Here is a 25,885-nt window from a genome sequence, read left to right as displayed (position 1 = left end):
GGGATAAGGAACATGATGGTAAATACACTATACAAGCTGGGTGCGGCGCTGGGCCTGGTCCTGGCATTGTCCGCCTGCGCGCACAAGGGTGCCGCGGCATTGGATGAGGTCGGAGCACCGCAGGTGCCCGCCACCTTGTCGGTGGAAGAAGCGGACGCCAAGCTGAAACAAGTCGCCGCCGAGCGCGCGGCGGCTGAAAACGAGTTTGTCGTGCGCGAACTGGAGTGCTATGACAAGTTTTTCGTGAATAACTGCCTTGACGAGGCCAAGGAAAAGCGTCGTTTGATCCTCGTGCGACTGCGCGCCGTCGAAGCGGAAGCGAACCACTTCAAGCGCGCCGAGTCCGTGCGCCTGCGCGATATCGACCTGGCCCGCACGCAGGAAAGTGCGCGCCTGGACGCCGAGCAGCGTGCCGCGGCCTTGCCCAAGCCCGTGAAAGTGGTCACACCCGAGCCGGCGCCGCCCAAGCCGGAAGGCAAGAGCCTTGCCGAGCGCGAGGCCGCGCAAGCGGCGAAGGTGGCGAAACAGGCTGCCGCCGACGCTGCCGATGCCCCGCGCCGTGCGGCCCGTGAAGCCGCCTATGCGCGCAAGCAGGCGGATGCCGTGGCGCGCCAGAAACGGGTGGCGCAACGCCTGGCCGAGCGCCAGGCCGAAGCGCAGGCCAAGGCAGCCAAGGCGGCCGCCGCAGCTGCTAGCACGCCGGCCGCTGTTGTGCCTGTGCCGCCTGCCAAATAACACCGCCGCGCAGGGGGGCATGCCGGAAATGGCGTGCCCTAAGGCGCGCGGCAGGTTAAACTACGTCCAATGGCTGCCTGCGTACGCTGCGCGCGCCGGTTTAACAACACTGTTACCAACACTGCCTGGAACGCAACACATGAGCGATGCACAGCAAATAGAGCGGCGCCTGATTGAACTCAACGTGGAACACCGTGACCTCGATGCCGTCATCGAGCTGCTGATACTCGATGGCCACCATGACGAGCTGCAACTGCGCCGCCTGAAAAAGCGCAAATTGCAATTGAAGGATCACATCACCTTGCTGAAAATGCAGTTGGTGCCCGACGTTCCCGCCTGAGGGGCGCCAGTAGCGTCCAGTCCAGCCTTCACCTAAGTATATTTTGACCGATCACAATTTATTGCCCGCAAGCCCAGATGGCCAGCCTGTCGATCTGCAAGCCAGTCTGCCAGCCGAACCCCAGGCGGCGCCTGGCAAGCACGATGCCGACATCGAGCGCCTGTTTGGCGCCGGCGGCCCGCTCGGTCCGGCCGTGGGCAGCTACAAGCCGCGCCGTTCGCAAACGGAAATGGCGAAAGCCATCGCCAGCGCCATTGACAGCCAGACGACCCTGATCGCCGAAGCGGGTACGGGCACCGGCAAAACCTTCGCCTACCTGGTGCCGGCCCTGATGTGGGGCGGCAAGACCATCGTGTCTACCGGCACGAAGAACTTGCAGGATCAATTGTTCCTGCGCGATATCCCCACCGTGCGCGCGGCGCTGCAGGCGCCCGTTTCCGTCGCCTTGCTCAAGGGCCGCTCGAACTACGTCTGTCATTACCACCTGGAACGCACCTTGCAGAACGGGCGCATGACGTCGCGTGACGACGTGGGCCACCTGCGTGAAATCTCGCGCTTCATCAAGATGACCAGTTCCGGCGACAAGGCCGAGCTGGCCAAGGTGCCGGAAAACGCCATGATCTGGAACCTGGTGACGTCCACGCGCGACACCTGCATGGGCGCCGAGTGCCAGTATTACCAGGATTGTTTCGTCATGAAAGCCCGCAAGGAAGCCCAGCAGGCCGACGTGGTGGTGGTCAACCATCACTTGTTCTTTGCCGACGTGGCCCTGAAGGACACGGGCGTGGCGGAATTGCTGCCTTCGGCCAACACCATCATCTTCGATGAGGCGCACCAACTGCCCGATACGGCCACTTTATTCTTTGGTAATACGGTATCGACCTCGCAAATCCTGGAACTGTGCCGCGACGTGCTGGCCGAGGGCCTCGCGCATGCGCGCGGCATCGACTGGGCCAAGACCGTCACGGTGGTGGAAAAGGCGGCGCGCGACCTGCGTTTGACTTTCCCGCAGGATATCGTGCGCCTGTCGCTGCCGCAGATCGCTCCGTCGAGCGACTTTTTCCCTGCGCTCGACACCCTCAAGGATGAGCTCGACGGCATGGTGGCCGTGCTGGAAACCCAGGCGGAACGGGCGGAAACGCTGGAGCAGTGCCGCGTGCGCGGCGTCGAGCTGGCGCAGCAGCTGAGCGGCTGGAAGTTCGATCCCAAGGCCAAGGTGGCGGCCGGCGAAGAAGCCGTGTTCTGGGTGGAAGCGTTTTCCAGCTCGCTGCAGCTGCACAAGACGCCATTGTCGATCGCGCCGATTTTTAACAACCAGCGCGAAGGCACGCCGCGCAGCTGGATTTTCACGTCCGCCACCCTGGCCGTGAAAAACGACTTCAAGCATTTTTCCGAACAGATGGGCTTGACGGGCGAACCGTCGCATACCTGGCCGAGCCCGTTCGACTATGGTCAGCAAGGCTTGCTGTTCGTGCCGCAAAACCTGCCGCAACCCAATTCGCTGGGTTACACGGATGCCGTCATCGACTGCGCCCTGCCCATCATCGAGGCGGCGGGCGGGCGCACCTTCTTCCTGTGCACCACCTTGCGCGCCGTGAAGCGCGCCGCCGAACGCCTGGCCGACGAATTCAAGCAGCGGGGCCTGAATTTCCCCCTGTTCGTGCAGGGGGAAAAAGGGCGCACGGAATTGCTGGACCAGTTCCGCGCGGCCGGCAATGGCGTGCTGATCGGTAGCCAGAGTTTCTGGGAAGGCGTCGACGTACGCGGCGATGCGCTGTCTCTCGTGATCATCGACAAGCTGCCGTTCGCGCCGCCGGACGACCCGGTGCTGGCGGCGCGCATCGAGGTGATGGAAAAGCAGGGCAAGAATGGTTTCATGCACCACTCGCTGCCGGAAGCCATCATCAACCTGAAGCAGGGCGCGGGCCGGCTGATCCGCGACGAGGGCGACCGGGGCGTGCTGATGATCTGCGATCCGCGCCTCATTTCCAAGCCGTATGGCAAGCGCATCTGGCAAAGCCTGCCACCGTTCAAGCGCACGCGCGACACTGCCGAAGTGGTGGAGTTCTTCCGCAACCTGCCCGCCAAGGGCGCTTAAGTCCTGCTTGCCGGCGCCGTCGCGCGCCGGCTTATTTCCCTTTTTTATCAAGCGAGTAGCGTCTTTTGCGCGGCGCCGGCTTGCGCGCTTGCCATGCCAGAAAGCGGCGTGATCGCGCCATTTTCTGGCATTGTGACGCATGCCCAGAACGCCAGACACATCTTTGCGCCAGCGCAAACTGAGCTGTTGCCGGGCGGTCTACAGTGGGCTCATGCCTTGCAGGATCAAGGCGCGGCGATGGCAGGGCCGCACGGGGAGCAGGGGGATGCCATGGAGATCCGCTACGGCTGTTTCTTGAGTTACGCGCACGGCCAATACGCGTTCATGAACAAGTTCAAGAATGACCTCATCGAGGCGCTGGCTTGCTATCTGGAACCGCACCTGGACCGCGAGGAAGTCCTGTTCATCGACAGCGAGCAACTGGGCGGTGGCGACGATATCGACCTGCGCGTGGCGCGCGCCATGTGCCAGAGCGTCTGCATGATCGTGCTGTACACGCCCAAATATGAAGCGCACGGCTACACGCGGCGCGAATTTGCCGCCATGCAGCTGATCGAGCAGGAGCGGCGCGCCTGGTATGAACTGCCCAGCCACCTGATCATCCCCATCATCATGACGCGCCATCCGGACGGCTTGCCGCCGCAAATCACTGAGTCGGGCCTGTACGTCGACTTCTCCGCTTACACCCTGGCCAGCGGCGACCTGAAATCGAATCCGCAATACCTGCCTGACATCGAACGCATCGTGCAGCGCATCGCCACGCATTACCACTTGCTCAAGCGGTCAACACCGCCCGGCCACGATTGCAGCCGTTTCGTGTTGCCTGCTATTCCACCGGAATGGCGTGCCATTCCGCCTCCCCACTTTCCACGTTAATCACGTAAAAGGTCCTGTCATGGAATGCCAACGCCTCTCCCTGCCGCCTTTGAACGCCCCTGGCGAAGTCATCACCTTCTATTCCTACAAGGGCGGCACGGGCCGCACCATGGCCCTGTCGAACATCGCCGTGCTGCTGGCGCGGCGCGAAAACGCCAGCGTGCCCGTACTGATGCTGGACTGGGACATGGAAGCGCCGGGCCTGCACCATTATTTCGAGCAGCACGAGGAGCGACCGGGCGTGCTCGAATTCTTCGAGGCGTGCCGCCAGCAGCTTGAGCGTATCAGCCTGGAAACGGCGGGCGGGCGCGCCGGCGGGCAGGCGAGCGGGCGCGAAGATGGGGGACGCGAGGATGCGGCGCTGGCCCAGCGCGTGCTCGACGCCATCGACTGGCAGCAGTACGTGGTGCGCGTCGACCAGGGCAGTCCGCTGTACTTGATGCGCGCGGGGCGTTTCGACGCCAGCTACAGCGAGCGCCTGGCGCAGATGCGCTGGGATCAGCTGTTCGACAGCTGCCCGGCCCTGTTCCGCTGCTTCGCCGATACCCTGGCCCAGCATTTCCGCTATGTGCTGGTCGATTCGCGCACGGGCCGCACGGACAGCGCCGGCATCTGCGCCACCTTGCTGCCGAAAAAGCTGGTGGTGGTCTTCACGCCGAACCGGCAAAGCCTGGAAGGCGTCGATGCGCTCGTCACGCGGGCCATCGAGTACCGCCGCAGCCATGAAGACGAACAGCGTCCGCTGCTCGTGTACCCCTTGCCGTCGCGCATAGAAATGGGCGATGGCGCGCAGCGCGCCGAGTGGCGCCGCGGCGATGCGCACAAGGGTATCGCCGGCTTCCAGCCCATGTTCGAGCGCCTGCTGCGCACTTCCTACGGTTTGTCGCAGATTGCCCTCGACAGCTATTTCGACGAAGTCCAGCTGCAGCAGACGAAAACCTTTGCCTATGGCGAACAATTGGCCGTGCGCATCGACCAGGGCGGCGACCGCTTTTCCCTCACGCGCACCTTCGAAGCATTCTTGCACTGGCTGACGGGCGGCTACTTTCCATGGCAATCGAGCCGTGAAATCGCCTTGCTGGGCGCCATCGGCGAAGCGCGCCAGGCCTTGCTGGCCGAACCTGGCCGCGCCGTGGCCCTGCCGCTGGCGCGCGACCTGGCCCGTCTGGGCGAGCTGTACTGCAAGGATGGACGCAGCGCGCAGGCGCTCGAGGCCTTCCGCCAGAGCGTCGAGATCCGCGTGCGCCTGCTGGGCGAGGAACATCCCGACAGCCTGGCGTGCAAGAGCGGCATGGCGCGCCTGCTGCGCCAGTTGGGCAAGCTCGATGAAGCCCGCTTCCTGGAAGAAGACGTGCTTGACGTGCGCGAGCGCGTGCTGGGCAGCGAACATCCCGACACCCTGGCCGCCCGGGCTTGCCTGGCGAAAACCCTGTTGCTGCAGGGGGAGCTGGCGGCGGCGCTGCTGTTGCAGGATGCGGTGCTGGCAAGTTACGCGCGCCAGCTGGGCGGCGAGCATCCGCTGACCCTGGAAGCGCTGGATGGCCGCGCCGCCACCTTGCTGCGCATGGGGCGGCTGGCGCAGGCGCAGCAAGTGCTGGCCACGGTAGTGGCGGCGCGCGAGCGCCTGTTTGGCGCCGAGCATGGCGATACCTTGCGCAGCAAGCTGGCCCTGGCGCAGGCGCTGGGGCATGAAGGCGACCTGGAAGGCGCGCGGCGCATGTTCGTTGCCGTGCTGCAGGCGCAGGAGCGGCGCCTGGGCAACGACCATGCGGCCACCCTGGCCACGCGCGATTTGCTGGCCGATATCGTGGCCGGGCAGGGCGACTGGGCCGGCGCGCGCCAGTTGCATGAAGATCAGGTGGCGGCGCGCGAGCGCACGCACGGGCTCGACCATCCGGAAACCCTGATGAGCCAGCGCAAGCTGGCCGAGGCGCTGCTGCGGCGCGGTGAACTCGATGCGGCGCGCAGCGTGCAGGAGCAGGTGCTGGAAGTGCATGCGCGCCTGCTGGGCGAAGACCACCTCGATACCTTGCACAGCAAGACGCAATTGGCCGGCACTTTGCAGCAACAGGGCGACAGCGAGGCGGCGCGCCTGCTGGAAGACGCTGTCCTCAGCGGCAGCGACCGGCTCTTGAACGCGTCCGTCACGGGGCATACGGACAGCGTGCTGGACGGCGCGCGGCATTTGCAGGAAACCATCCTGGCCGGCCGCGCCTATGGCCACGAAGGGGCCGAACCGGACACCCTGGCCAGCATGATCTCGATGTTGCAAGGCATGGTAGAGCGTGAACAGTATCCGCAGGCGGGCGAACTGGCCGACCATTTGAAGTCCTGCCTGCTGCGCCCGGGCGTGCCCGGCAAGCTGCGCAGGCGCGGCATGGCGCAGCTGAAAAGAATGTACAAGTTGCAGGGCGACCTGAATGCCTTGCTGGCCTTGCAAGAGGATGAAGTGCAGGCGCTGGAAGGGGCGTTGTCGGAGGCGCGCATCGAGCAGCGCTGACGCCGCGCGCCATGGCTGCGTAGCGGCACAAATAATGCTGACTATCGGCGTGCGGTACGCGCAGTGTTGGCATTGCTTCAGGTAAAATCTCGTTATGAGAATTCTTATCAGTAACGACGACGGTTATCTGGCGCCTGGCTTGACGGCTCTGGCCGACGCGCTCGCACCCATTGCCGAGATCGTCGTGGTGGCGCCCGACAGCAACCGTTCGGGCGCCTCCAATTCGCTGTCCCTGGACCGGCCCTTGTCCTTGCACAAGGCTGCCAACGGCTTTTATTTTGTCAACGGCACGCCCACCGACTGCGTGCACGTGGCGCTGACGGGCATGCTGATCGAGCGCCCCGACCTGGTGGTGTCCGGCATCAACAACGGCCCCAACATGGGCGACGACACCCTGTATTCGGGCACCGTGGCGGCCGCCACGGAAGGCTATCTGTTCGGCATTCCCGCCATCGCCTTTTCCCAGTCGCAGTTCGGCTGGGCCAACCTGGACGCGGCCGCCCGCGTGGCCAGGGAAATCGTCGAGCGACAGTTTGACGCCCTGCAGAAACCGTATCTGCTGAATGTGAATATCCCCGCAATTCCTTACGAGCAATTGCAAGGCATGGTGGCCACGCGCCTGGGCAAGCGCCATTCGGCCGAACCCGTGATCCGCGCCCTCGACCCCCGTGGCCGTGAAATCTTCTGGATCGGCCCGGCTGGCGCTGCCAAAGAAGGCGGTCCGGGCACGGACTTCCATGCCGTTGAACATGGACAAGTATCGATCACGCCGCTGCAGATCGACCTGACCCATACCACCCAACTCGATGCATTGGCAAAAGGCCTGGCATGACCGCTTACTATGACTGACAAGCCGCGTACCTTCCCCCTTACCCTCGATTCGCTGGCCGGCAAGCCCGCCAGACAGGGCGGGGGGCAGTCGCTGGCCCAGGCCAGGATCGCCACACCGCAGACGGCGACGCAGAATGCGGCGCAAACTGCGGCCAGGGGAAGTGCGCCGTACCATGGCGCCACGGTGCCCATCGCGCCGTCGCGCGCGCAGGCCATCGCCAATGAGCGGACGCAGCCGGCGGTGGTGTCGCCGCCACGGCAAAATCCGCTCGTTTCGGAGGCCGTGCGCCGGGCCATGGTGGCGCGCATCGCGAAACAGGGCGTCAAGGACCAGGTGGTGCTCGACGCCATGCAAGCCGTGCCGCGCCACATGTTCATGGACGAGGCGCTGGCGTCGCAGGCGTATATCGACGCTTCCTTGCCCATCGGCCACCACCAGACTATTTCGCAGCCGTACATCGTGGCGCGCATGATCGAAGTGATGCGCCAGGGCGGCGGCTTGCAGCGCGTGCTGGAAATCGGCACGGGCTGCGGCTACCAGGCGGCGGTGCTGTCGCTGGTGGCGAAAGAGGTGTATTCGATCGAGCGCATCCGGCCCCTGCACGAGCTGGCGAAGGCCAATCTGCGCCCGCTGCGCGTGTCAAATCTGCGCTTGCAGTACGGAGATGGTATGCTTGGCCTGCCGCAGGCGGCGCCCTTCGACGGGATCATCCTTGCCGCAGCCGGCCTGGAAGTCCCGCAAGCCCTGCTGGAACAGCTGGCGCCCGGCGGGCGTCTGGTTGCGCCAGTGGGGGCTAAATTGCAACATTTACAACTCATTACCCGGGTGGGGAAAATGGAATGGACTAGCCAAACCCTGGAAGATTGCCATTTCGTACCTTTGCGCCCGGGCACCATATGATCCCCGGATCAGCTAGCAAGCAGGACATACAATTACATGCGAATGATTAAAAAAAGTAACATACTTCTATGTAGCATCACCTTGGCCGCGCTGTTGAGCGGTTGCGGCACGACGGGCGTCCAGGCACCCGTCGTGGAGCGCCATCCATCGAGCAGCAGCGCCGCCGCCAGCGATCCGCGCGACCGCGACCCGGCCTATTACACGGTCAAGCGCGGCGACACCCTGTTGCGCATCGCCCTCGAGCACGGCCAGAATTACCGCGACCTGGTGGCCTGGAATGACTTGAGCAACCCGAACGACATCAAGGTCGACCAGGTGCTGCGCGTGTTGCCGCCGAATGGAGACATGGGCGGCGCGCAAACGTCGGCCATCGTCATGCCGCCAGCAACGGAAGTCAAGCCAGCCGCGCCTGTCGTGCCGAAGAAAACCGGCCCGCGCGGCGAGAAGCGCGCGTATTCCGACGCCACCCTGGCCGAATTGCGCGCCGATGGCGGCGCCAGCGATGCCAAGCCCGCGACAGCGCCAGCGCCAGCAGCTGCCGTCGCCGCCGCACCGGCCGCCGCGGCGGCAGCCCCTGCGGCATCGGCGCCTGGCGACGAGAAGATCAGCTGGATGTGGCCTTCCGAAGGCAAGGTCATCGGCACTTTTGATGAAGGCAAGAACAAGGGCGTCGATATCGCCGGCAAGGCGGGCCAGCAGGTGGTGGCCGCCGGCGCGGGAAAAGTCATGTATGCCGGGAGCGGAATCCGTGGTTATGGTAATCTTGTTATCGTGAAGCACAGTAATAGTTTATTGTCGGCGTATGCGCATAACCGCAGCATCCTGGTGAAGGAAGGGCAGAACGTCAACAAAGGCCAGGCTATCGCCGAAATGGGCGATTCCGATGCCGACCGCGTGAAGCTGCACTTTGAAATCCGCCAGCAGGGCAAGCCTGTCGACCCTTCGAAATTCCTGCCTAACCGTTAGGTAAAGCAATGACACACGCGCCGCACGATCAGCTCGACGATGACCCGGAACCGCCGGAAGACGTGGCGGACGAAGTCGTGACGGACGATGCCGGCGAACTCGACGCTGTTGACGCCGTCGACGCTGGCGAGGGCGGCGAGGTGGCCAGCGTCAGCGTGCTGGTCGAAAGTGTCGATGAATTGAAAAAAGTGCTGGCGGCCGAGCTGTCGACCGATACCACGCAGCACTATCTGAACCAGATCGGCACGCGGCCATTGCTGACGGCGGCGCAAGAGGTACATTACGCCACCCTGGCCAAGCAGGGCAATTTCGAAGCCCGCCAAACCATGATCGAGCACAACCTGCGCCTGGTCGTGTCGATCGCCAAGCATTACATCAACCGCGGCGTGGTCTTGCTCGACATGATCGAGGAAGGCAACATCGGCCTGATGCGGGCCATCGACAAGTTCGAGCCCGAGCGCGGCTTCCGCTTTTCCACCTATGCCACCTGGTGGATACGCCAGAGCATCGAGCGCGCCATCATGAACCAGGCGCGCACGGTGCGCCTGCCCGTGCACATGGTGCGCGAACTGAACCAGATTCTGCGCGGCAAATACCACCTGGAAGCCCAGCACCACGACGGCAAGGATGCCACCGCGGAAGACATCGCCCACCTGGTGGGCCGTCCCGTGGAGGAAGTGCAGGATATCCTGGCCCTGTCCGAGCACGCTACCTCGCTCGACGCGCCGCTCGACAACGATCCGCAATCGTCGCTGATGGACATGCTGCCCGGCGCCAGCGAGGACAGCCCCGACGCGCGCGCGGAACACCATGAAATGACGGTGCTGGTGCGCGACTGGCTGACCAAGCTGCCCGACAAGCAGCGCGTGGTCATCATGCGCCGTTTCGGCCTCGACAACGACGATCCCGCCACGCTGGAAACCCTGGCCGAGGAAATGGGCGTGACGCGCGAGCGCGTGCGCCAGATCCAGCAGGAAGCCCTGATTAAATTAAAACGCGCCATGGCGGCGCGCGGCGTCGTGCGCGACTCCTTATTGTAGAACGCCCGGTCCCGGTATTTCCGGGGCCGCATCTGCTATCATACGCCCCGCTCGCGGCGCCTGACCTTTCCCCCATTCTTTCAAGTTCCAGCGCGGCCCTGCGTCCTGGCCCACTCTTACCTATTGATCGCTATGCAAGAAAATATCATCGAAATCAAATCGCTCGACATGGACGCCCGTGGCGTTGGCCATATTGAGAACGAAGACGGCTCGCCGGGCAAGGTCGTGTTTGTCGAAGGCGCATTGCCGGGCGAGCGTGTCAGCTTTGTGACGTTCAAGAAAAAGAAAAACTGGGAAATGGCCCGCATGACGGCACTGCACCGCGAATCGTCCATGCGCGTGACGCCCAAGTGCAAGCATTTCGACAATTGCGGCGGTTGCTCGATGCAGCACCTGGAGCCATCGGCGCAGGTGGCGATCAAGCAGCGCGTGCTGGAAGACAATCTGTGGCATATCGGCAAGGTGCGTCCGCAAAGCATCATGCGCCCCATGTATGGCCCGACCTGGGGCTACCGCTACCGCGCGCGCCTGTCGGTGCGCCACGTCAAGAAGAAAGACGCCGTGCTGGTGGGTTTCCATGAAAAGAAATCGGCTTTCGTTGCCGACATGGATAGCTGCGAAATCTTGCCGCCGCACATCTCGGCCATGCTGCTGCCCCTGCGTGCGCTGATCGGTTCGCTGTCCATTTTCGACCAGATGCCGCAGATCGAGCTGGCCGTCGGCGAAGACGTCACCGCCATGGTCTTGCGCATCATGGCGCCGTTGACGGCGGACGATGAAACGAAATTGAAGGCGTTTGCCGACGAATATGGCGTGCAATGGTGGTTGCAGGTGAAAGGCCCGGAAACGGCCGTGCCGTTCTATCCGCTGGACAAACAACTGCACTACCTGCTGCCGGAATTCGGCGTCAAGATGCCGTTCAAACCCGTCGATTTTACGCAGGTGAACCACCACATCAACCGCGTGCTGGTGTCGAAAGCCCTGCGCCTGTTGGAAGTGCAGCCGACGGACCGCGTGGCCGACCTGTTCTGCGGTCTGGGCAATTTTACCTTGCCACTGGCGACGCAAGGCAGCGCAGTGGTCGGTATCGAAGGCAGCACCACCCTGACGGAACGGGCGCTGGAAAACGCGCTGGCCAACGGCCTGGCGGAAAAAACTTCATTCTCGACGCGTAACCTGTTCGAAGTGACGACGGACGACCTGATCGCGCTGGGCAAGTTCGACCGCATCCTGGTCGACCCGCCACGCGATGGCGCCATGGCCCTGTGCCAGGCGCTGGTTGGCCTGTCGCAAGTACGTCCGGACCTGCTGCCGAAACGCATCGTGTACGTCTCGTGCAGCCCATCGACCCTGGCGCGCGACGCCGGCATCCTGGCGCTGGAAGCGGGTTATGTGCTGAGCAAGGCGGGCGTGGTGAACATGTTCCCGCACACTTCGCACGTGGAATCGATGGCAGTGTTTGATTTGCCTCAATAAGTCTGTCTCGCGCGGCGGGTGGCCAGGCAGGCACCCGCCGCTGCCGTCTTCAACGGCACGGCACGCAACCCCAATACCACTTACAGCGTGTTTTAAAACTGGTCTGTCTTTTCCTGTTCCAGCGTCTTTTTTCATCCTCTCTCTGCCGTTTTTTTTGATTGTCCAGTAGGACAACACGCCATACGCCTCTGTCGTTGCGGCTTTTGCGCGAAGTGGTATTGCCCACTTTGAGGCCACTTCAAAACCACTTGACCGCCTATTTTTTCAGCAGCATGCTGTTCTTGCAGCTGCAAAAAAACAAAATCACAGGGTAGCTTTTTATTGAAGCAGAGTGGTATTTCCGCAAACCTGAACAGGAGACAGCGTGGAAAATTTAATACTCAAAAAAACGATCAGGAACATGATGGTATGTCTGGCCAGCGGTGGCGTGCTGGCAGCATGTGGCGGCGGCGGCGACTCCGGCGCGCCGGCTGGCTCGCAATTGCTGGCGGCCAGCACGGTGGTCGCCTGCGTGCCGTGGCAAGAGGGCGGCACCTACAACGCCGGCACAGTGGTCACTTACCTGGGCGCCAACTACACGGCCCTGGTGACGCAGACCGATCACGTGGGCTCCGGCTGGAATCCCGTTTCCACGCCTAGCCTGTGGAGCGCCGGCGGCACGTGCGATGGCGGCACCACGCCGACACCTACTCCCACCCCGACGCCAACGCCAACGCCAACGCCAACGCCGAATCCAACCCCGACACCCACTCCGACTCCGACACCGACGCCCACCGGCGGCGCGTGCGCACTGGCGTGGGTGGCCGGGACGGCTTACAGCGCGGGCGCCACCGTCAGTTATGCGGGTACGAATTACCGCGCCAACTACTGGACGCAGGGCGACAACCCGTCGACCAGCAGCGGCGCCGCCGGCACGGGCAAGCCGTGGACCAGCCTGGAAATCTGCAGCACCACGCCAACACCGACCCCGACGCCTACCCCGACACCGACACCGACACCGACACCGACACCGACACCTACTCCGACCCCAACGCCAACGCCAACGGGCCGCGAAGTCGGTTCCTACTTCGCGCAGTGGGGCGTGTATGGCCGCGACTATGAAGTGGCGAACGTGCATTCCAGTGGCGTGGCTGACAAGTTGACTTTCATCAACTACGCGTTCGGCAATATCTATCCGAAAAACGGCGGCTACGAATGCGGCATGATCACCAAGACGGAGCCGGGCGCGACGAATCCGAATTCGCCGGACGCTGGCACGGGCGGCGATGCCGAGGCTGACTACATCCGCACGCCGAAGCGCACCGTCGATGGCCAGGCCATCCCATGGGATGCTCCCCTGTCGGGTAACTTCCTGCAGCTGAGAAAGCTGAAGGCGGCGCACCCGAACCTGAAACTGTTCATCTCGCTTGGCGGCTGGAGCTGGTCGAAGAACTTCTCCGTCGGTTCCGCCACGGACGCACTGCGCAAGCAGATGGTGCGCTCGTGCATCGATATCTACATCAAGGGCAACTTGCCGGTGCAGGGCGGGCGCGGAGGCGTGGGCGCGGCGGCCAACATCTTTGACGGCATCGACATCGACTGGGAATATCCGGTCGGCGGCGGCCAGCCGTACAACACGGTCAGCCCCAACGACAAGCGCAATTTCACCTTGCTGATGGCGGAATTCCGCAGCCAGCTCGATGCGCTGGGCGCCGCCAACGGCAAGCGCTACCTGCTGACGGCCGCTGTCGGCGCCGGCAAGGACAAGATCGACAACACGGAACCGGCCCTGTACTCGCAGTACATGGACTGGATCAACCTGATGACCTACGACTTCCACGGCGGCTGGGAAACGAGCACCAACTTCAACGCCCAGCTGTTTGCCGACCCTGCCGATCCGTCGACGGGCATGGCGCGCGAATACGTGGGCGACAAGGCGGTGCAGTACATGATTGCCGCCGGCGTGCCGCGCGACAAGCTGCTGCTGGGCATTCCGTTCTATGGCCGCGGCTGGACGGGCGTGGCGCCAGGGCCGAATGGCGATGGCCTGTACCAGGCTGCCACGGGTACGGCGCCAGGCACCTACGAGTCGGGCATCGAGGACTACAAAATCCTCGTCGCCAAGGCCGGCACGCGCTACTACCATCCCGTGACCAAGCAACTGTACCTGTACACGGGTGCGGGCGGCCAGTGGTGGAGCTATGATGATCCGACCGTCATCGGCACCAAGGTGAAATACGTCAAGGACCAGGGCTTGCGCGGCGCGTTCTCGTGGGAACTCGATGGCGACGCGAATGGCGTGCTGGCGACCGAGGTGTGGAAGGTGCGGTAATGTTGATGTAGCGTAAGACGCGGCCGGATAGCCATGCTGTCCGGCCGCTTGTTCACATAAAAACAGGAGACGGGTGATGGCGGCGGTATCGACATTCGGAGTCAAGCAGCAGAAGCAGCAGCCGGAGCAGGAGCTGAGCCGCGAGTGGCGCAGCTGGATCGCGGAAAACCTCATGTTGGGCAGCCATCCGTCGGCGTTGATGCCGGTGCTGCAGCAGGCTGGCATCGCGGAGCCCCTGGCGCGCCGCGAAGTGGAGCTGGCGCTGCATAGCCCGTATCTTGCCGGCGCCGTGCGCCTGTCGAACCGCCTGGCCAAGCGCGACTGGGTGATCGATATCCAGCGCAAGCTGAACCAGCTGCGCCCGCCCGAGATTCCCCGCCGCGACAAGCTGTCCGCGCAAGCGTTTCTGGACGAATACTATTCCACCAATCAGCCCGTCATCATCACGGGCATGATGGATGACTGGCCGGCGATCCGAAAATGGAGTCCGGCCTACTTCCGCGATCATTACGCGCAGCGCGAGGTGGAGGTGCAGTTCGGCCGCGAAGCGGACGCGCAATACGAGATGAACAGTGTGGCGCACAAGCGCAAGATGGCGTTTGGCGAGTACGCCAGCCTGGTCGAGAGCAGTGGCGCGACCAACGATTTCTATATGACGGCGAACAACAATTCGCAGAACCGGCAAGCCTTGCGCGAGCTGTGGGACGATATCGGCCAGCTGCCCGAATACCTGAAGCAGGAGGGCGGTCCCACGGGCTTTTTATGGTTCGGCCCGGCCGGCACGGTGACGCCGTTCCATCACGACTTGACGAACAACTTCATGGCACAGGTAAAAGGGCGCAAGCGCCTGCGCATCATGGCCGCCTGCGAAGTGGCGCGCGTGTATAACCAGCGCCACTGTTTTACGCCCGTCGACGGCCGCGCCATCGACGTGCAGCGCTATCCGCTGATGGCCGACGTGCAGGTGCGCGAATGCGTGCTGGCGCCGGGCGAGATCTTGTTTTTGCCAGTCGGCTGCTGGCATTTCGTCGAAGCGCTCGACATATCGATGACGGTGGCCTTTACCAACTTCAAATGGGATAACGATTTTTACAGCAAGTATCCATCGAATCACGACTTTTGATCGTGGTGCCGCATGGCGCGGACATGCCGCGAACAGCCGCCTTACAGGCGGCTTTTTTCACAGACGTAAAAAAGCCGACCCGAGGGTCGGCTTTCTAATTTCTAGCGCAGCGCTTAGTCGCGGCTGCCGCCGGCGAAACCCAGCAGGGAGAGCAGGCTGGTGAAGATGTTGTACACGTCCAGGTAGATGCGCAGGGTGGCCGAGATGTAGTTGGTCTCGCCGCCGTTGATGATTTGCTGCACGTCATACAGGATGTAGGCCGAGAAGATGGCGATGGCGACCATGGAGATCACGATCGACAGTGCCGACAGGCCCAGGAAAATGTTCGCCACCGATGCCAGGATCAGCACGATCACGCCGGCGAACAGCCATTTGCCCATGGCCGAGAAGTCGCGCTTCGAGACCGTGGCGATCGTTGCCATCACGGCCAGGATGGTGGCCGTGCCGCCGAATGCCGTCATGATCAGCATGCCGCCGTTCGAGTAGCCCAGGGTGCGCGTCAGGATAGGCGTGAGCATCAGGCCCATGAAGAAGGTAAAGCCCAGCAGGACGGCGACGCCGAGGCCCGAGTTCTTGGTTTTTTCAATCGCGTACATGAAGCCGAAGGCGACGGCCATGAAGATGATGAAGCCCATGCCGCCGGTCAGCATCGGCAAATGCATTTGCACGCCGATGAAGGCGCCCAGCACGGTCGGGATCATGGACAGCGCCAGCAGCCAGTAAGTGTTGCGCAAGACCTGATGGCGGACTTGCTGCATGCCCCCCGACAGATCAAAGGTGCGTTGCATGTTCTGATTCATAGTGCCTCCGTGTTGTCAATTCAAATTACTGCTTTACCCAAGGATAGCATGAGGGCCGGAATTTGCCAAAAAAGCAGCTTAAGATTTCATTAAACAGGGGCAGGGCGGCAAGACGCCCCCTGCCTGTCTGGGTGATATGGGGTGGAGTATGGTAAAATCAAAGGTTGATTGAGTTATCAATTTACCGTTTTAAACCTTACTTTTTATTGGAGTTTTCACACATGGCAATCGAACGCACCCTGTCGATCATCAAACCAGACGCAGTTGCAAAAAACGTAATCGGTCAAATCTACTCCCGTTTTGAAAACGCTGGCCTGAAAATCGTTGCAGCACGCATGACCCAACTGTCGCGCGAACAAGCTGAAGGTTTCTACGCAGCGCACAAAGAACGCGGCTTCTTCAAGGATCTGGTCGACTTCATGGTTTCCGGTCCAGTCATGATCCAAGCCCTGGAAGGCGAAAACGCCGTTCTGGCCCACCGTGACCTGATGGGCGCGACCGATCCGAAGAAAGCAGAAAAAGGCACGATCCGCGCCGATTTCGCCGATTCGATCGACGCTAACGCCGTACACGGTTCCGACGCTGTCGAAGCTGCTAAAGTGGAAATCGCTTACTTCTTCCCAGAACTGAAGGCTTAATTGCCTTAGATAACGTTATTTCCTGGCGTTATCTGTGAAATAACTTATCACCCCCTGTTCCCGCTGCGCTGTGGAGTTTTCGCTCCTGATGCGCGCGGGGACGGATTTTTAGAATAGACATGATCATGAATACGACGACCCTCACCAACTTGCTGGACCTCGATCCCGCGCAACTCATCGCCTACTGCGCCGAGTTGGGAGAGAAACCGTTTCGTGCGAAACAATTGCAACGCTGGATACACCAGTTCGGCGCCTCCGACTTCGACGCCATGACGGACCTGGCGAAGTCGCTGCGCGACAAGCTGGCCACGCGCGCCGAAGTGCGCGCCCCGGCCATCATCAGCGACCACACGTCGACGGATGGCACGCGCAAGTGGCTGGTTGACGTGGGTAATGGCAATGCCGTGGAAACCGTGTTCATTCCGGAAGAAAATCGCGGCACCCTGTGCATCTCGACCCAGGCCGGCTGCGCCGTGAACTGCCGTTTCTGCTCGACGGGCAAGCAAGGCTTCAACCGCAACCTGTCCGTGGGCGAGATCATCGGCCAGCTGTGGATGGCGGAATTCGAATTGCGCCGCACCAAGGGCATCGAGCCGGGCCCGAAAGGCGAGCGCCAGATCACCAACGTGGTGATGATGGGCATGGGCGAGCCCCTGCTGAACTTTGAGCCGACCGTCACGGCCCTGAAATTGATGCTCGACGACAACGCCTACGGCCTGTCGCGCCGCCGCGTGACCCTGTCGACCTCGGGCGTGGTACCGATGATGGACAAGCTGTCGCAGGAAGTGCCGGTGGCCCTGGCCGTCTCGCTGCACGCCTCGAACGACGCCTTGCGCGACGGTTTGATTCCACTGAACAAGAAATACCCGCTGAAGGAATTGATGGCGGCCTGCAAACGTTACCTGGAATTCGCCCCGCGCGATTTCATCACGTTTGAGTACTGCATGCTCGATGGCGTCAACGACAGCGACGAGCACGCGCGCGAACTGCTGGCGCTGGTGCAAGACCGCGAGTTCGGCGTGAACTGCAAGTTCAACCTGATTCCCTTCAATCCCTTCCCCGAGTCGGGCCTGTTCCGCTCGAAAAACCCGCGCATCAAGGCGTTTGCCCAGGTGCTCATGGATGGCGGCATCATCACCACCGTGCGCAAGACGCGCGGCGACGATATCGATGCGGCTTGCGGCCAGCTGGCCGGCGAAGTCAAGGACCGCACCCGGGTGCAGGAGCGCATGGAAAAGATGACCGAGTATCAACAGAAATTTGGCGCCAATTTCGGCAAGATCGTGGAGATCCGCTCCTGATGCGGGGAGGCATGGCTTATCCTGGCGCACTTGCCGTGGCTGTTGTCAGCCTTGGCGTGCTGCTGGCCGGCTGTGCTTCCACCGCGGACAAGGAGCAAGCTGCATCGGTCGAGCAGCGCGCCGCCTTGCGCTTGCAGCTGGCCAGCGCCTATTATATGCAAGACCAGTTTGTGGTGGCACTTGAAGAAGCGGAGCAGGCGGTGCAGCTGGTGCCGGGCAACGCCCAGGTACGCGGCATGCGCGCCCTGATTTTTGCTGCCCTGCGCCAACCTGCTGCGGCTGAAAAAGATTTTCTTTACGCATTGCGCCTCGCGCCCCACAATCCCGAGCTGAGCAATAATTATGGCCTGTTTCTGTGCCAGACGGGGCGAGCGGCGCAGTCGTTGGCGTTTTTTGATGCCGCATTGCAAGATGTCGCCTATGGAACGCCTGAACTGGCGCTGCATAATGCGGCGGCGTGCAGCCTGCTCATGAAAGATTACCCGCGCGCCGCCGGCTACTGGCTCAAGGCGGAGCGCATCGCACCTGGCGCGGCAATCACCTATGCCGGCCTGGTGCGCGTGTATTACCAACAGCAAGACTACCGGCAAGCGGCTCAATACTTTGAGCGGCTCGGTAAAGTAGCAACAATGGAGAGCCAGGCGGCCGATGTGCTGTGGCTCGGGATCAAGGTGCAGCATAAGCTCGGGGATGCGGGTGCGGAAGCTGGCCTGGGGGCGCTTTTGCGCAACCACCATTCCGGCTCCCCCGAATATGCTGCTTATCAAAATGGGGCGTTTGATGAGTGAGACAGGAATACCAATGAATTCAGAGCGGGCAGAAACGCCTCAGCAGCAGTCCCAGGGCAATCTTGCGTTGGCAGGCGCACAGTTGAAGGCGCAGCGCGAAGCGCTGGGCTGGCCAGTGGAACAGGTGGCCGACCAGCTCAAGCTGGCGCCGCGCCAGGTGATCGCGCTGGAAGAGGGCGACATGGCGGCCTTGCCGAACGTGGCCGTGGTGCGCGGTTTCGTGCGCGCCTACGCCAAGGTGGTGCGTCTCGACGCGGCGCCGCTGGTGGCCATGATCGAAGTCCATCCGGCGCCGACGCAAGATCCGGCCGTGCCCGTGCGGCGTGAAATTTCCGCCACGTTCTCGGAATCGCGCTTCCCGTCGATGACGCAGCGCTCGTCGAACCAGACTCCCCTCTGGATCGCCGGCGCCGTGGCCGTCGTCGTGGCCGCCGCCTTTGGCGCGTACAAGCTGGGCTATGTGCCGGCCAGCCTGCTCTCTTCGCATGCCGAGAAAGAAACCGCGCATGCGGAAGTGGGCCCTGTGGAAACGACCCTGATCAAGCCGGGCCAGGACTTGACGCCCGTGCAGACGCCGTCCGTGCCCCTGATTTCCGTCCCGCCGCCGCCAGGCAACGATACGCAGACGGGTGCGCCTGCCTCTACCGTTGCTTCGGCACCGGCCGCCGCCTTGTCGCCAGCCGCCGTTCCGGCTCCCGCGCCAGCGACGGCAGTCACGCCGCCCGCGGCTACCGCTACCACCGCCGCTGCCGTGGGCGCGAATGCGCTGGTATTGAAAGTGGAACAGGATTCCTGGGTCGAGATTCGCCGTCCAGGCAGCACGCCGCTGATTTCGCGCATGGTCAAGGCGGGTAGCACGGAAACGTTCGATATCACGGGACCGGCCACCCTCGTGGTGGGTAAGCCGGGTGTTGTGCAGGCAACCTTGCGCGGCGCCAAGCTGGATTTGCCGACCGTTGCCGGCGGCACGATTTCCCGTGTCAGCATCAAATAATTGCAGTCATCGTTCAAGCAAACTCAGAAGATAATATTATGGCTACCTCGAAAACAGCGATCGGCTCCGGTCCTTCCGGCCGCCGCGACAGCCGCAAGGTGCTGATCGCGCACGGCCAGCGCCAGATCTGGGTGGGCGGCGACGCTCCCGTGGTGGTGCAGTCGATGACGAACACGGATACGGCCGACGCCATCGGCACGGCGATCCAGATCAAGGAACTGGCGCGTGCCGGTTCGGAACTGGTGCGCCTGACGGTGGACCGTCCGGAAGCGGCTGCGGCCGTGCCCTACATCCGCGAGCAGCTCGACAAGATGGACATCGACGTGCCGCTGGTGGGCGATTTTCATTACAACGGCCATACCCTGCTCAACGATTACCCCGATTGCGCGCGCGCGCTGTCGAAATACCGCATCAATCCTGGCAACGTAGGCAAGGGCGCCAAGCGCGACACGCAATTCGCGCAAATGATCGAAGCCGCTTGCAAGTACGACAAACCGGTGCGCATCGGCGTGAACTGGGGCAGCCTCGATCAAGCGTTACTTGCGCGCATCATGGATGAAAACGCGGGCCGCGCCGAACCATGGCCGGCGCAAGCCGTCATGTATGAAGCGCTGGTGACGTCGGCGATTGAAAACGCCGTGCGCGCCGAAGAACTGGGCCTGGCCCGCGACAAGATCATCCTGTCGTGCAAGGTCTCGGGCGTGCAGGACCTGATCGCCGTGTACCGCGAACTGGCGCAGCGCTGCGATTATCCGCTGCACTTGGGCTTGACGGAAGCGGGCATGGGCAGCAAGGGCATCGTGGCGTCCACCGCGGCGCTGTCCGTGCTGCTGCAAGAGGGCATTGGCGACACCATCCGCATCTCGCTCACGCCCGAACCTGGCGGCGACCGCACGCGCGAAGTCATCGTCGGCCAGGAAATTTTGCAAACCATGGGCTTGCGCAAGTTCGCGCCCATGGTCATCGCCTGCCCGGGCTGTGGCCGCACGACGTCGACCACCTTCCAGGAGCTGGCAGACAACATCCAGACGTATCTGCGCGAGCAGATGCCGGAGTGGAAAAAGTCGTATCCCGGCGTGGAAGCGATGAACGTGGCCGTCATGGGCTGCATCGTCAACGGCCCCGGCGAATCGAAGCATGCGAATATCGGCATCAGCCTGCCCGGCACGGGCGAGTCGCCGGCCGCGCCCGTGTTTGTCGATGGCGAAAAAGTCGTCACCCTGCGCGGCGAACGCATCGTCGAGGAATTCCAGGACATCGTCTTGAAGTATGTACAGAGTCACTATGGAAACACGGTTGCCGTCTGAGCCTGATCCGATAAAAAAGCAAAGAAGAACACTATGTCCGAAAATAAAAAGCTCGACAAAATCACCGCCGTCAAAGGCATGAACGATATCCTGCCAGCCGACGCGCCCTTGTGGGAATTGTTTGAAAACACGGCGCAATCCGTGCTGCAAAGCTACGGCTTCCAGCAGATCCGCACGCCGATCGTGGAAGAAACGAAATTGTTCGCGCGCGCCATCGGCGCCGTGACCGATATCGTGGAAAAGGAAATGTATTCGTTCACCGATTCGATGAACGGCGACAACCTGACCCTGCGCCCTGAAGGCACGGCTGGCGTGGTGCGCGCCGTCGTCGAGCACAACCTCGTCTACGAAGGCCCGAAGCGTTTGTGGTACAAGGGCCAGATGTTCCGCCACGAGCGTCCGCAAAAAGGCCGCTACCGCCAGTTTCACCAGTTTGGCGTGGAAGCCATCGGTTTTACGGGCCCGGATATCGACGCCGAGATCATCATGCTGTCGCGCCGCCTGTGGGATGACCTGGGCCTGGAAGGCATCCGCCTGGAGCTGAACTCGATCGGCGACGCGGCCGAGCGCCTGCGCCACCGCGCCGACCTGATCGCCTACCTGGAAAGCCACAGCGAGCTGCTCGACGAAGAAGCCAAGCGTCGCCTGCACAGCAATCCGTTGCGCATCCTCGACACCAAGAACCCTGCCATGCAGGATCTGGTCAACGGCGCGCCGAAGCTGCTGGACTACCTGGGCGAGGAATCGCTGGCCCACTTCCACGGGGTGCAGAAGATCTTGAACCACAACAATATTCCCTTCACCATCAATCCACGCCTGGTGCGCGGCCTTGATTACTACAACCGCACGGTGTTCGAGTGGGTCAGCGACAAGCTGGGCGCGCAAGGCACGGTGTGCGCCGGCGGCCGCTATGACGGCATGGTGGAAATGTTTGGTGGCAAATCGACACCAGCCGTCGGTTTCGGTATGGGCGTCGAACGCCTGGTGCTGCTGATGAAGGACGCGGCCGAGCCAGAACAACCGGCCCAGTGCGACGTCTACCTGGTGCACCAGGGCGAGCAGGCGGGCTTGCAAGCCTTCGTGCTGGCCGAGCGGATTCGCGATGCAGGTCTGGACGTTGTGCTACATTGCGCAGCGAGCAACGGTGGCGGCAGCTTCAAGACGCAAATGAAAAAGGCCGATGCCAGCGGCGCGGCATTTGCCGTGATCATGGGCGACGATGAAATCGCCAACAATGTGGCCACGGTGAAAGCCATGCGCGAAGCCGATGCTGGCGCGCAGCAGAACACGGTGCCGTTCGACGACGTCGTCGATTACGTGGTGGACCAGATCATCGGCGACCACGATTGCGGCCATGACCACGGTCCTGGCGGCCACGTGCATCACCACCACTGATTTGAAGCAAGACCGTTCTACCCTCGATCAACTACTCATTAAAACTGACGACCCATGGCATACGATCACGAAGAACAAGAACAACTGGCAACCCTCAAGGCCTGGTGGCAGCGCAATGGCAATCTGACCTCCTGGGTCCTGATCGTGGCGCTGGCAGGCTATAGCGGCTGGGCTGGCTGGCAGTACTACCAGCGCACGCAGGCTGCGCAAGCGGGCCAGCTGTACGACGAACTGCAAAACGCCATCGCCGCCAAGGACGCCGCCAAGGTGATGCGCGCGGCCGGCGACATGCAATCGCGTTTCAGCGGCACGGCGTATGCGCAGATGAGCGCCCTGGCCGCGGCCAAGGTGGCGTTTGACGCGAACGACCTGAAAACGGCCAAGACCCAGCTGCAATGGGTGGCCGAGCACGGCACGGAAGAGTACAAGGCCATCGCCAAGCTGCGCCTGGCCGGTGTCTTGCTGGACGAAAAAGCCTACGATGAAGCGTTGAAAGTGCTGGCGACGGCTCCCGTGGCGCAATTTGCCGGCGCCGTGGCCGACCGCAAGGGCGACATCCTGGTGGCGCAAAACAAGCTGGCTGAGGCGCGCACGGCTTATCTGGCCGCGCTGGCCGCGACGGACAAGAACAATCCAGGCCGTCAACTGATCCAGGTCAAACTGGAAGCGATCGGCGGTACGGTACCGGAAGACAAGGCCAAGGCTGACAAGGCTGCCGCCTGACAGGAACACTGATGGCGTGGCCGCGCGGCGTTTTGCGCCGCCTGCCTTGCCCTTACAAGTACAAGAAAAAGGTTGGATAACACTTATGCGTGTCACTGAAAAGCTGGTAGCTGCAAGTCTGTTGGCCCTGATGGCTGGTTGCTCGTCCTGGAACCCGTTCGCCTCGAAAGATCCGAAAGTCGAACCGGCCAAGCTGGTCGAGTTAAAATCGAGCATTGCCGTGCGCGACGCCTGGAAGTATTCGATCGGCAAGGCCGGTGTGTACGCGTTTACGCCTGCGCTGGCCGGCAACAGCCTGTACGTGGTCAATGCCGATGGCGCGCTGGCGCGCCTGGATGCGGCCAGCGGCCGTGAAACGTGGCGCATCAAGGCCGGCAGCGACATCACGTCCAGCGCCGGCAGCGATGGCAGCGTGGTGGCCGTGGGCGCCGCCAAGGGCGCCGTGCTGGCGTTTGACGCCGATGGCAAACAGCTGTGGAAGGCGCAGGCGTCCAGTGAAGTGCTGACCTCGCCCGTAGTGGGGCAGGGCGTCGTGGTGGTGCGCAGCGTGGATAACCGCATCGTCGGCTTCGACGCCAAGACGGGCGAGCGCAAGTGGACGGTGCAGCGCGCCACGCCGGCATTGACCTTGCGCAATGCGCCGGGCATGGTGCTGGGCGGCGCGAATATCTACGTGGCACAGCCAGGCGGCAAGCTGCTGGCACTGACGGCGGCCACCGGTGTGGTACGCTGGGAGATCGTCGTCAGCGAACCGCGCGGTGCTACCGAACTGGAGCGCGTCTCCGACATCGCCGGCACGCCGGTGGTGTTCGAAGGCGAAGTGTGCGCCGTCACCTACCAGGGCAAGGCAGGCTGTTTCGATGCCGCCACGGGCGTGCCGCGCTGGAGCAAGCCGATCTCGTCCGATGTGGGCGTGGCCGTCGACCAGCGTTTCGTGTTTGTTGCCGATGACCAGGGCGCCGTGGTGGCGTTCAGCCGCGAAGGCGGCCAGAGCGCCTGGAAGAATGAGGCGCTGGCGCGCCGCCGCCTGTCGACGCCGGCCTCCTACGGCCGCAGCGTCGCCGTCGGCGATTATCAAGGTTACATCCACTTCCTGTCACGGGAAGATGGTGCATTAATAGGTCGTGTCAGCACCGACGGTAGCCCGATTGTTTCGGCTCCCGTTGTTGCCGGTTCGAATTTGATTTTTCAAACCCAATCAGGGACAGTGACCGCTCTCGCGGTCGAGTAATACAATGAAGCCGGTAATTGCACTAGTAGGTCGACCCAATGTTGGGAAATCGACTTTATTCAATCGTCTGACCCGCTCGCGCGATGCGCTGGTGGCGGATTTGCCTGGGTTGACGCGCGATCGTCACTATGGCGAAGGCCGTGTCGGCGAACGTCCCTTCCTGGTCATCGATACGGGTGGTTTCGAACCCGTCGCCAAGGAAGGCATCATGCACCAGATGGCACTGCAGACCAAGCAGGCCGTGGCCGAGGCCGACGTGGTGGTGTTCATCGTGGACGGCCGCCAAGGCCTGACCCCGCATGACAAGACCATCGTCGACTTCCTGCGCAAGAGCGGCCGCCCGGTCTTGCTGGTGGTTAACAAAAGCGAAGGCATGCGCTACACGGCCGTCGTGTCCGAATTCTATGAATTGGGCATGGGCGATCCGTATGCGATTTCGTCGGCGCACGGCGACGGCGTCAACGACCTCGTCGAAGTGATGCTGGATCTGGCGTTCGCACAGCGTCCGGATGAGCCTGAAGAGCTGGAAAAGACCGACCGCGGCATCAAGATTGCCCTCGTCGGCCGTCCGAACGTGGGCAAGTCGACGCTCATCAACACCCTGCTGGGCGAAGAGCGCGTGATCGCCTTCGACATGCCGGGCACGACGCGCGACTCGATCGAGATCCCGTTCGAGCGCGATGGCCAGCAATACACCTTGATCGACACGGCAGGTATCCGCCGCCGCGGCAAGGTGTTTGAGGCGATCGAGAAATTCTCGGTGGTGAAAACCCTGCAGTCGATTTCCGAAGCCAACGTGGTGGTGCTGATGCTTGACGCGCAGCAGGATATTTCAGAGCAGGACGCGCATATCGCCGGCTTTATCCTGGAATCGGGCCGCGCGCTGGTGGTGGCCGTGAATAAATGGGATGGCTTGCAATCGCACGAACGCGATGAAATCAAGATCGATATCGACCGCAAGCTCGATTTCCTGTCGTTCGCGCAGATGCATTTCATTTCGGCGCTGAAGGGCACCAACATCGGTCCACTGATGAAGTCGCTCAACGCCGCGTATGCAGCCGCCATGTGCGACCTGTCGACGCCGAAGCTGACGCGCGCCCTGATCGAGGCCGTGGAGAAGCAGGAACCGCGCCGCAAAGGTTCGATTCGTCCGAAGCTGCGCTATGCTCACCAGGGCGGCATGAACCCGCCTGTGATCGTCATTCACGGCAATGCGCTCGACGCCGTTGGCGATCCTTACAAGCGCTATCTGGAAAAACATTTCCGCGATACGTTTGCGCTGGTCGGCACACCACTGCGCATCGAACTGCGCACGGGTAAAAACCCGTTTGCACGCACGCCAAGCAAGTAATGATTTAACAGCTGGATTAAGTGCGTATTAAGGCGCCGCAGAGATAATGCGGCGCCGACAGCCAATTCAATGGCTGTTGCACGAAAATAATAAAGTGTTAATGCGCCATGCGCGACAGCGATCGCGAAAACAGGTTACAGTAGCTATGACGCATCTTTCT

22 protein-coding genes are annotated in these 25,885 nt (G+C 62.3%); 21 read left to right on the top strand and 1 reads right to left on the bottom strand.

Translation table 11 applies throughout. The features are described from left to right. Positions 1 to 12: 12 nt before the first annotated feature. The 12 genes from ACQ4WY_RS06695 to ACQ4WY_RS06640 all read left to right on the top strand — a co-directional run bounded on the left by ACQ4WY_RS06695 (position 13) and on the right by ACQ4WY_RS06640 (position 15,197). A complete protein-coding gene (locus ACQ4WY_RS06695; RefSeq protein WP_436503316.1) occupies positions 13 to 735 on the top strand; it encodes a hypothetical protein in 723 nt (240 codons plus the stop codon). A 139-nt stretch (positions 736 to 874) separates the two neighbouring features. Beyond that, a complete protein-coding gene (locus tag ACQ4WY_RS06690; RefSeq protein WP_034752051.1) occupies positions 875 to 1,075 on the top strand; it encodes a YdcH family protein in 201 nt (66 codons plus the stop codon). Positions 1,076 to 1,118: 43 nt separating this feature from the next. Continuing rightward, positions 1,119 to 3,173 carry a DNA repair helicase YoaA gene (yoaA, locus tag ACQ4WY_RS06685; RefSeq protein ID WP_436503315.1) on the top strand — a complete coding sequence of 685 codons (2,055 nt, stop codon included), beginning with the start codon at positions 1,119 to 1,121 and terminating at the stop codon, positions 3,171 to 3,173. A 270-nt stretch (positions 3,174 to 3,443) separates the two neighbouring features. Then, positions 3,444 to 4,049, top strand: a complete 606-nt coding sequence (locus ACQ4WY_RS06680; protein ID WP_436503314.1) for a toll/interleukin-1 receptor domain-containing protein — start codon at positions 3,444 to 3,446, stop codon at positions 4,047 to 4,049. Positions 4,050 to 4,068: 19 nt separating this feature from the next. Next, entirely contained in the window at positions 4,069 to 6,549 is a 2,481-nt protein-coding gene (locus tag ACQ4WY_RS06675) for a tetratricopeptide repeat protein (protein ID WP_436503313.1), read from the top strand. Positions 6,550 to 6,643: 94 nt separating this feature from the next. Then, a complete protein-coding gene (gene surE, locus ACQ4WY_RS06670) occupies positions 6,644 to 7,381 on the top strand; it encodes a 5'/3'-nucleotidase SurE (protein ID WP_436503312.1) in 738 nt (245 codons plus the stop codon). A gap of 9 nt (positions 7,382 to 7,390) precedes the next feature. After that, on the top strand, positions 7,391 to 8,281 hold the full coding sequence (locus tag ACQ4WY_RS06665) for a protein-L-isoaspartate(D-aspartate) O-methyltransferase (RefSeq protein ID WP_436503311.1): 891 nt from the start codon (positions 7,391 to 7,393) through the stop codon (positions 8,279 to 8,281). Positions 8,282 to 8,323: 42 nt separating this feature from the next. Further along, positions 8,324 to 9,247 (top strand): peptidoglycan DD-metalloendopeptidase family protein, encoded by a 924-nt coding sequence (locus tag ACQ4WY_RS06660; protein ID WP_436504403.1) that lies wholly within the window; start codon positions 8,324 to 8,326, stop codon positions 9,245 to 9,247. An 8-nt stretch (positions 9,248 to 9,255) separates the two neighbouring features. Continuing rightward, positions 9,256 to 10,287, top strand: coding sequence for an RNA polymerase sigma factor RpoS (gene rpoS / locus ACQ4WY_RS06655; protein WP_436503310.1), 1,032 nt, complete (start codon positions 9,256 to 9,258; stop codon positions 10,285 to 10,287). A 132-nt stretch (positions 10,288 to 10,419) separates the two neighbouring features. Beyond that, entirely contained in the window at positions 10,420 to 11,763 is a 1,344-nt protein-coding gene (gene rlmD, locus ACQ4WY_RS06650) for a 23S rRNA (uracil(1939)-C(5))-methyltransferase RlmD (protein WP_219114420.1), read from the top strand. A 400-nt stretch (positions 11,764 to 12,163) separates the two neighbouring features. Next, entirely contained in the window at positions 12,164 to 14,074 is a 1,911-nt protein-coding gene (locus tag ACQ4WY_RS06645) for a glycosyl hydrolase family 18 protein (protein WP_436503309.1), read from the top strand. A 76-nt stretch (positions 14,075 to 14,150) separates the two neighbouring features. After that, a complete protein-coding gene (locus ACQ4WY_RS06640; RefSeq protein ID WP_436503308.1) occupies positions 14,151 to 15,197 on the top strand; it encodes a cupin-like domain-containing protein in 1,047 nt (348 codons plus the stop codon). A 113-nt stretch (positions 15,198 to 15,310) separates the two neighbouring features. Here the strand turns inward: ACQ4WY_RS06640 and ACQ4WY_RS06635 are convergent, their stop codons facing one another. After that, positions 15,311 to 15,997 carry a Bax inhibitor-1/YccA family protein gene (locus ACQ4WY_RS06635; RefSeq protein ID WP_034752039.1) on the bottom strand — a complete coding sequence of 229 codons (687 nt, stop codon included), beginning with the start codon at positions 15,995 to 15,997 and terminating at the stop codon, positions 15,311 to 15,313. A 221-nt stretch (positions 15,998 to 16,218) separates the two neighbouring features. On the opposite strand from ACQ4WY_RS06635, the gene ndk reads away from it, so the two are divergent. The 9 genes from ndk (at position 16,219) to der (ending at position 25,725) form a co-directional block, all read left to right on the top strand. After that, a complete protein-coding gene (ndk, locus tag ACQ4WY_RS06630; protein WP_034752036.1) occupies positions 16,219 to 16,635 on the top strand; it encodes a nucleoside-diphosphate kinase in 417 nt (138 codons plus the stop codon). A 125-nt stretch (positions 16,636 to 16,760) separates the two neighbouring features. After that, positions 16,761 to 17,936 carry a dual-specificity RNA methyltransferase RlmN gene (gene rlmN, locus ACQ4WY_RS06625; RefSeq protein ID WP_034752035.1) on the top strand — a complete coding sequence of 392 codons (1,176 nt, stop codon included), beginning with the start codon at positions 16,761 to 16,763 and terminating at the stop codon, positions 17,934 to 17,936. A gap of 11 nt (positions 17,937 to 17,947) precedes the next feature. Continuing rightward, positions 17,948 to 18,724 carry a type IV pilus biogenesis/stability protein PilW gene (gene pilW, locus ACQ4WY_RS06620; RefSeq protein WP_436503307.1) on the top strand — a complete coding sequence of 259 codons (777 nt, stop codon included), beginning with the start codon at positions 17,948 to 17,950 and terminating at the stop codon, positions 18,722 to 18,724. A 13-nt stretch (positions 18,725 to 18,737) separates the two neighbouring features. Continuing rightward, positions 18,738 to 19,718 (top strand): RodZ domain-containing protein, encoded by a 981-nt coding sequence (locus tag ACQ4WY_RS06615; protein WP_436503306.1) that lies wholly within the window; start codon positions 18,738 to 18,740, stop codon positions 19,716 to 19,718. Between the two features lie 38 nt (positions 19,719 to 19,756). Beyond that, positions 19,757 to 21,025: a flavodoxin-dependent (E)-4-hydroxy-3-methylbut-2-enyl-diphosphate synthase gene (ispG, locus tag ACQ4WY_RS06610; protein ID WP_436503305.1), complete on the top strand. Its 1,269-nt coding sequence runs from the start codon at positions 19,757 to 19,759 to the stop codon at positions 21,023 to 21,025. Between the two features lie 33 nt (positions 21,026 to 21,058). Further along, on the top strand, positions 21,059 to 22,420 hold the full coding sequence (gene hisS, locus ACQ4WY_RS06605; RefSeq protein WP_436503304.1) for a histidine--tRNA ligase: 1,362 nt from the start codon (positions 21,059 to 21,061) through the stop codon (positions 22,418 to 22,420). Positions 22,421 to 22,474: 54 nt separating this feature from the next. After that, complete coding sequence (locus ACQ4WY_RS06600; RefSeq protein ID WP_436503303.1) at positions 22,475 to 23,143, top strand: YfgM family protein; 669 nt, start codon at positions 22,475 to 22,477, stop codon at positions 23,141 to 23,143. 85 nt (positions 23,144 to 23,228) lie between these two features. Further along, complete coding sequence (bamB, locus tag ACQ4WY_RS06595; RefSeq protein ID WP_436503302.1) at positions 23,229 to 24,374, top strand: outer membrane protein assembly factor BamB; 1,146 nt, start codon at positions 23,229 to 23,231, stop codon at positions 24,372 to 24,374. A gap of 4 nt (positions 24,375 to 24,378) precedes the next feature. Next, a complete protein-coding gene (der, locus tag ACQ4WY_RS06590) occupies positions 24,379 to 25,725 on the top strand; it encodes a ribosome biogenesis GTPase Der (RefSeq protein WP_034752028.1) in 1,347 nt (448 codons plus the stop codon). Positions 25,726 to 25,885: the final 160 nt, after the last annotated feature.

It is taken from the genome of Janthinobacterium salmonicoloratum, from assembly GCF_051380845.1.
In the GTDB taxonomy this organism is placed as follows: Bacteria; Pseudomonadota; Gammaproteobacteria; order Burkholderiales; family Burkholderiaceae_D; genus Janthinobacterium; species Janthinobacterium lividum_F.
Note: the sequence above shows the minus strand (reverse complement) of the source record. Positions and strands in the feature narration are given on the sequence as shown.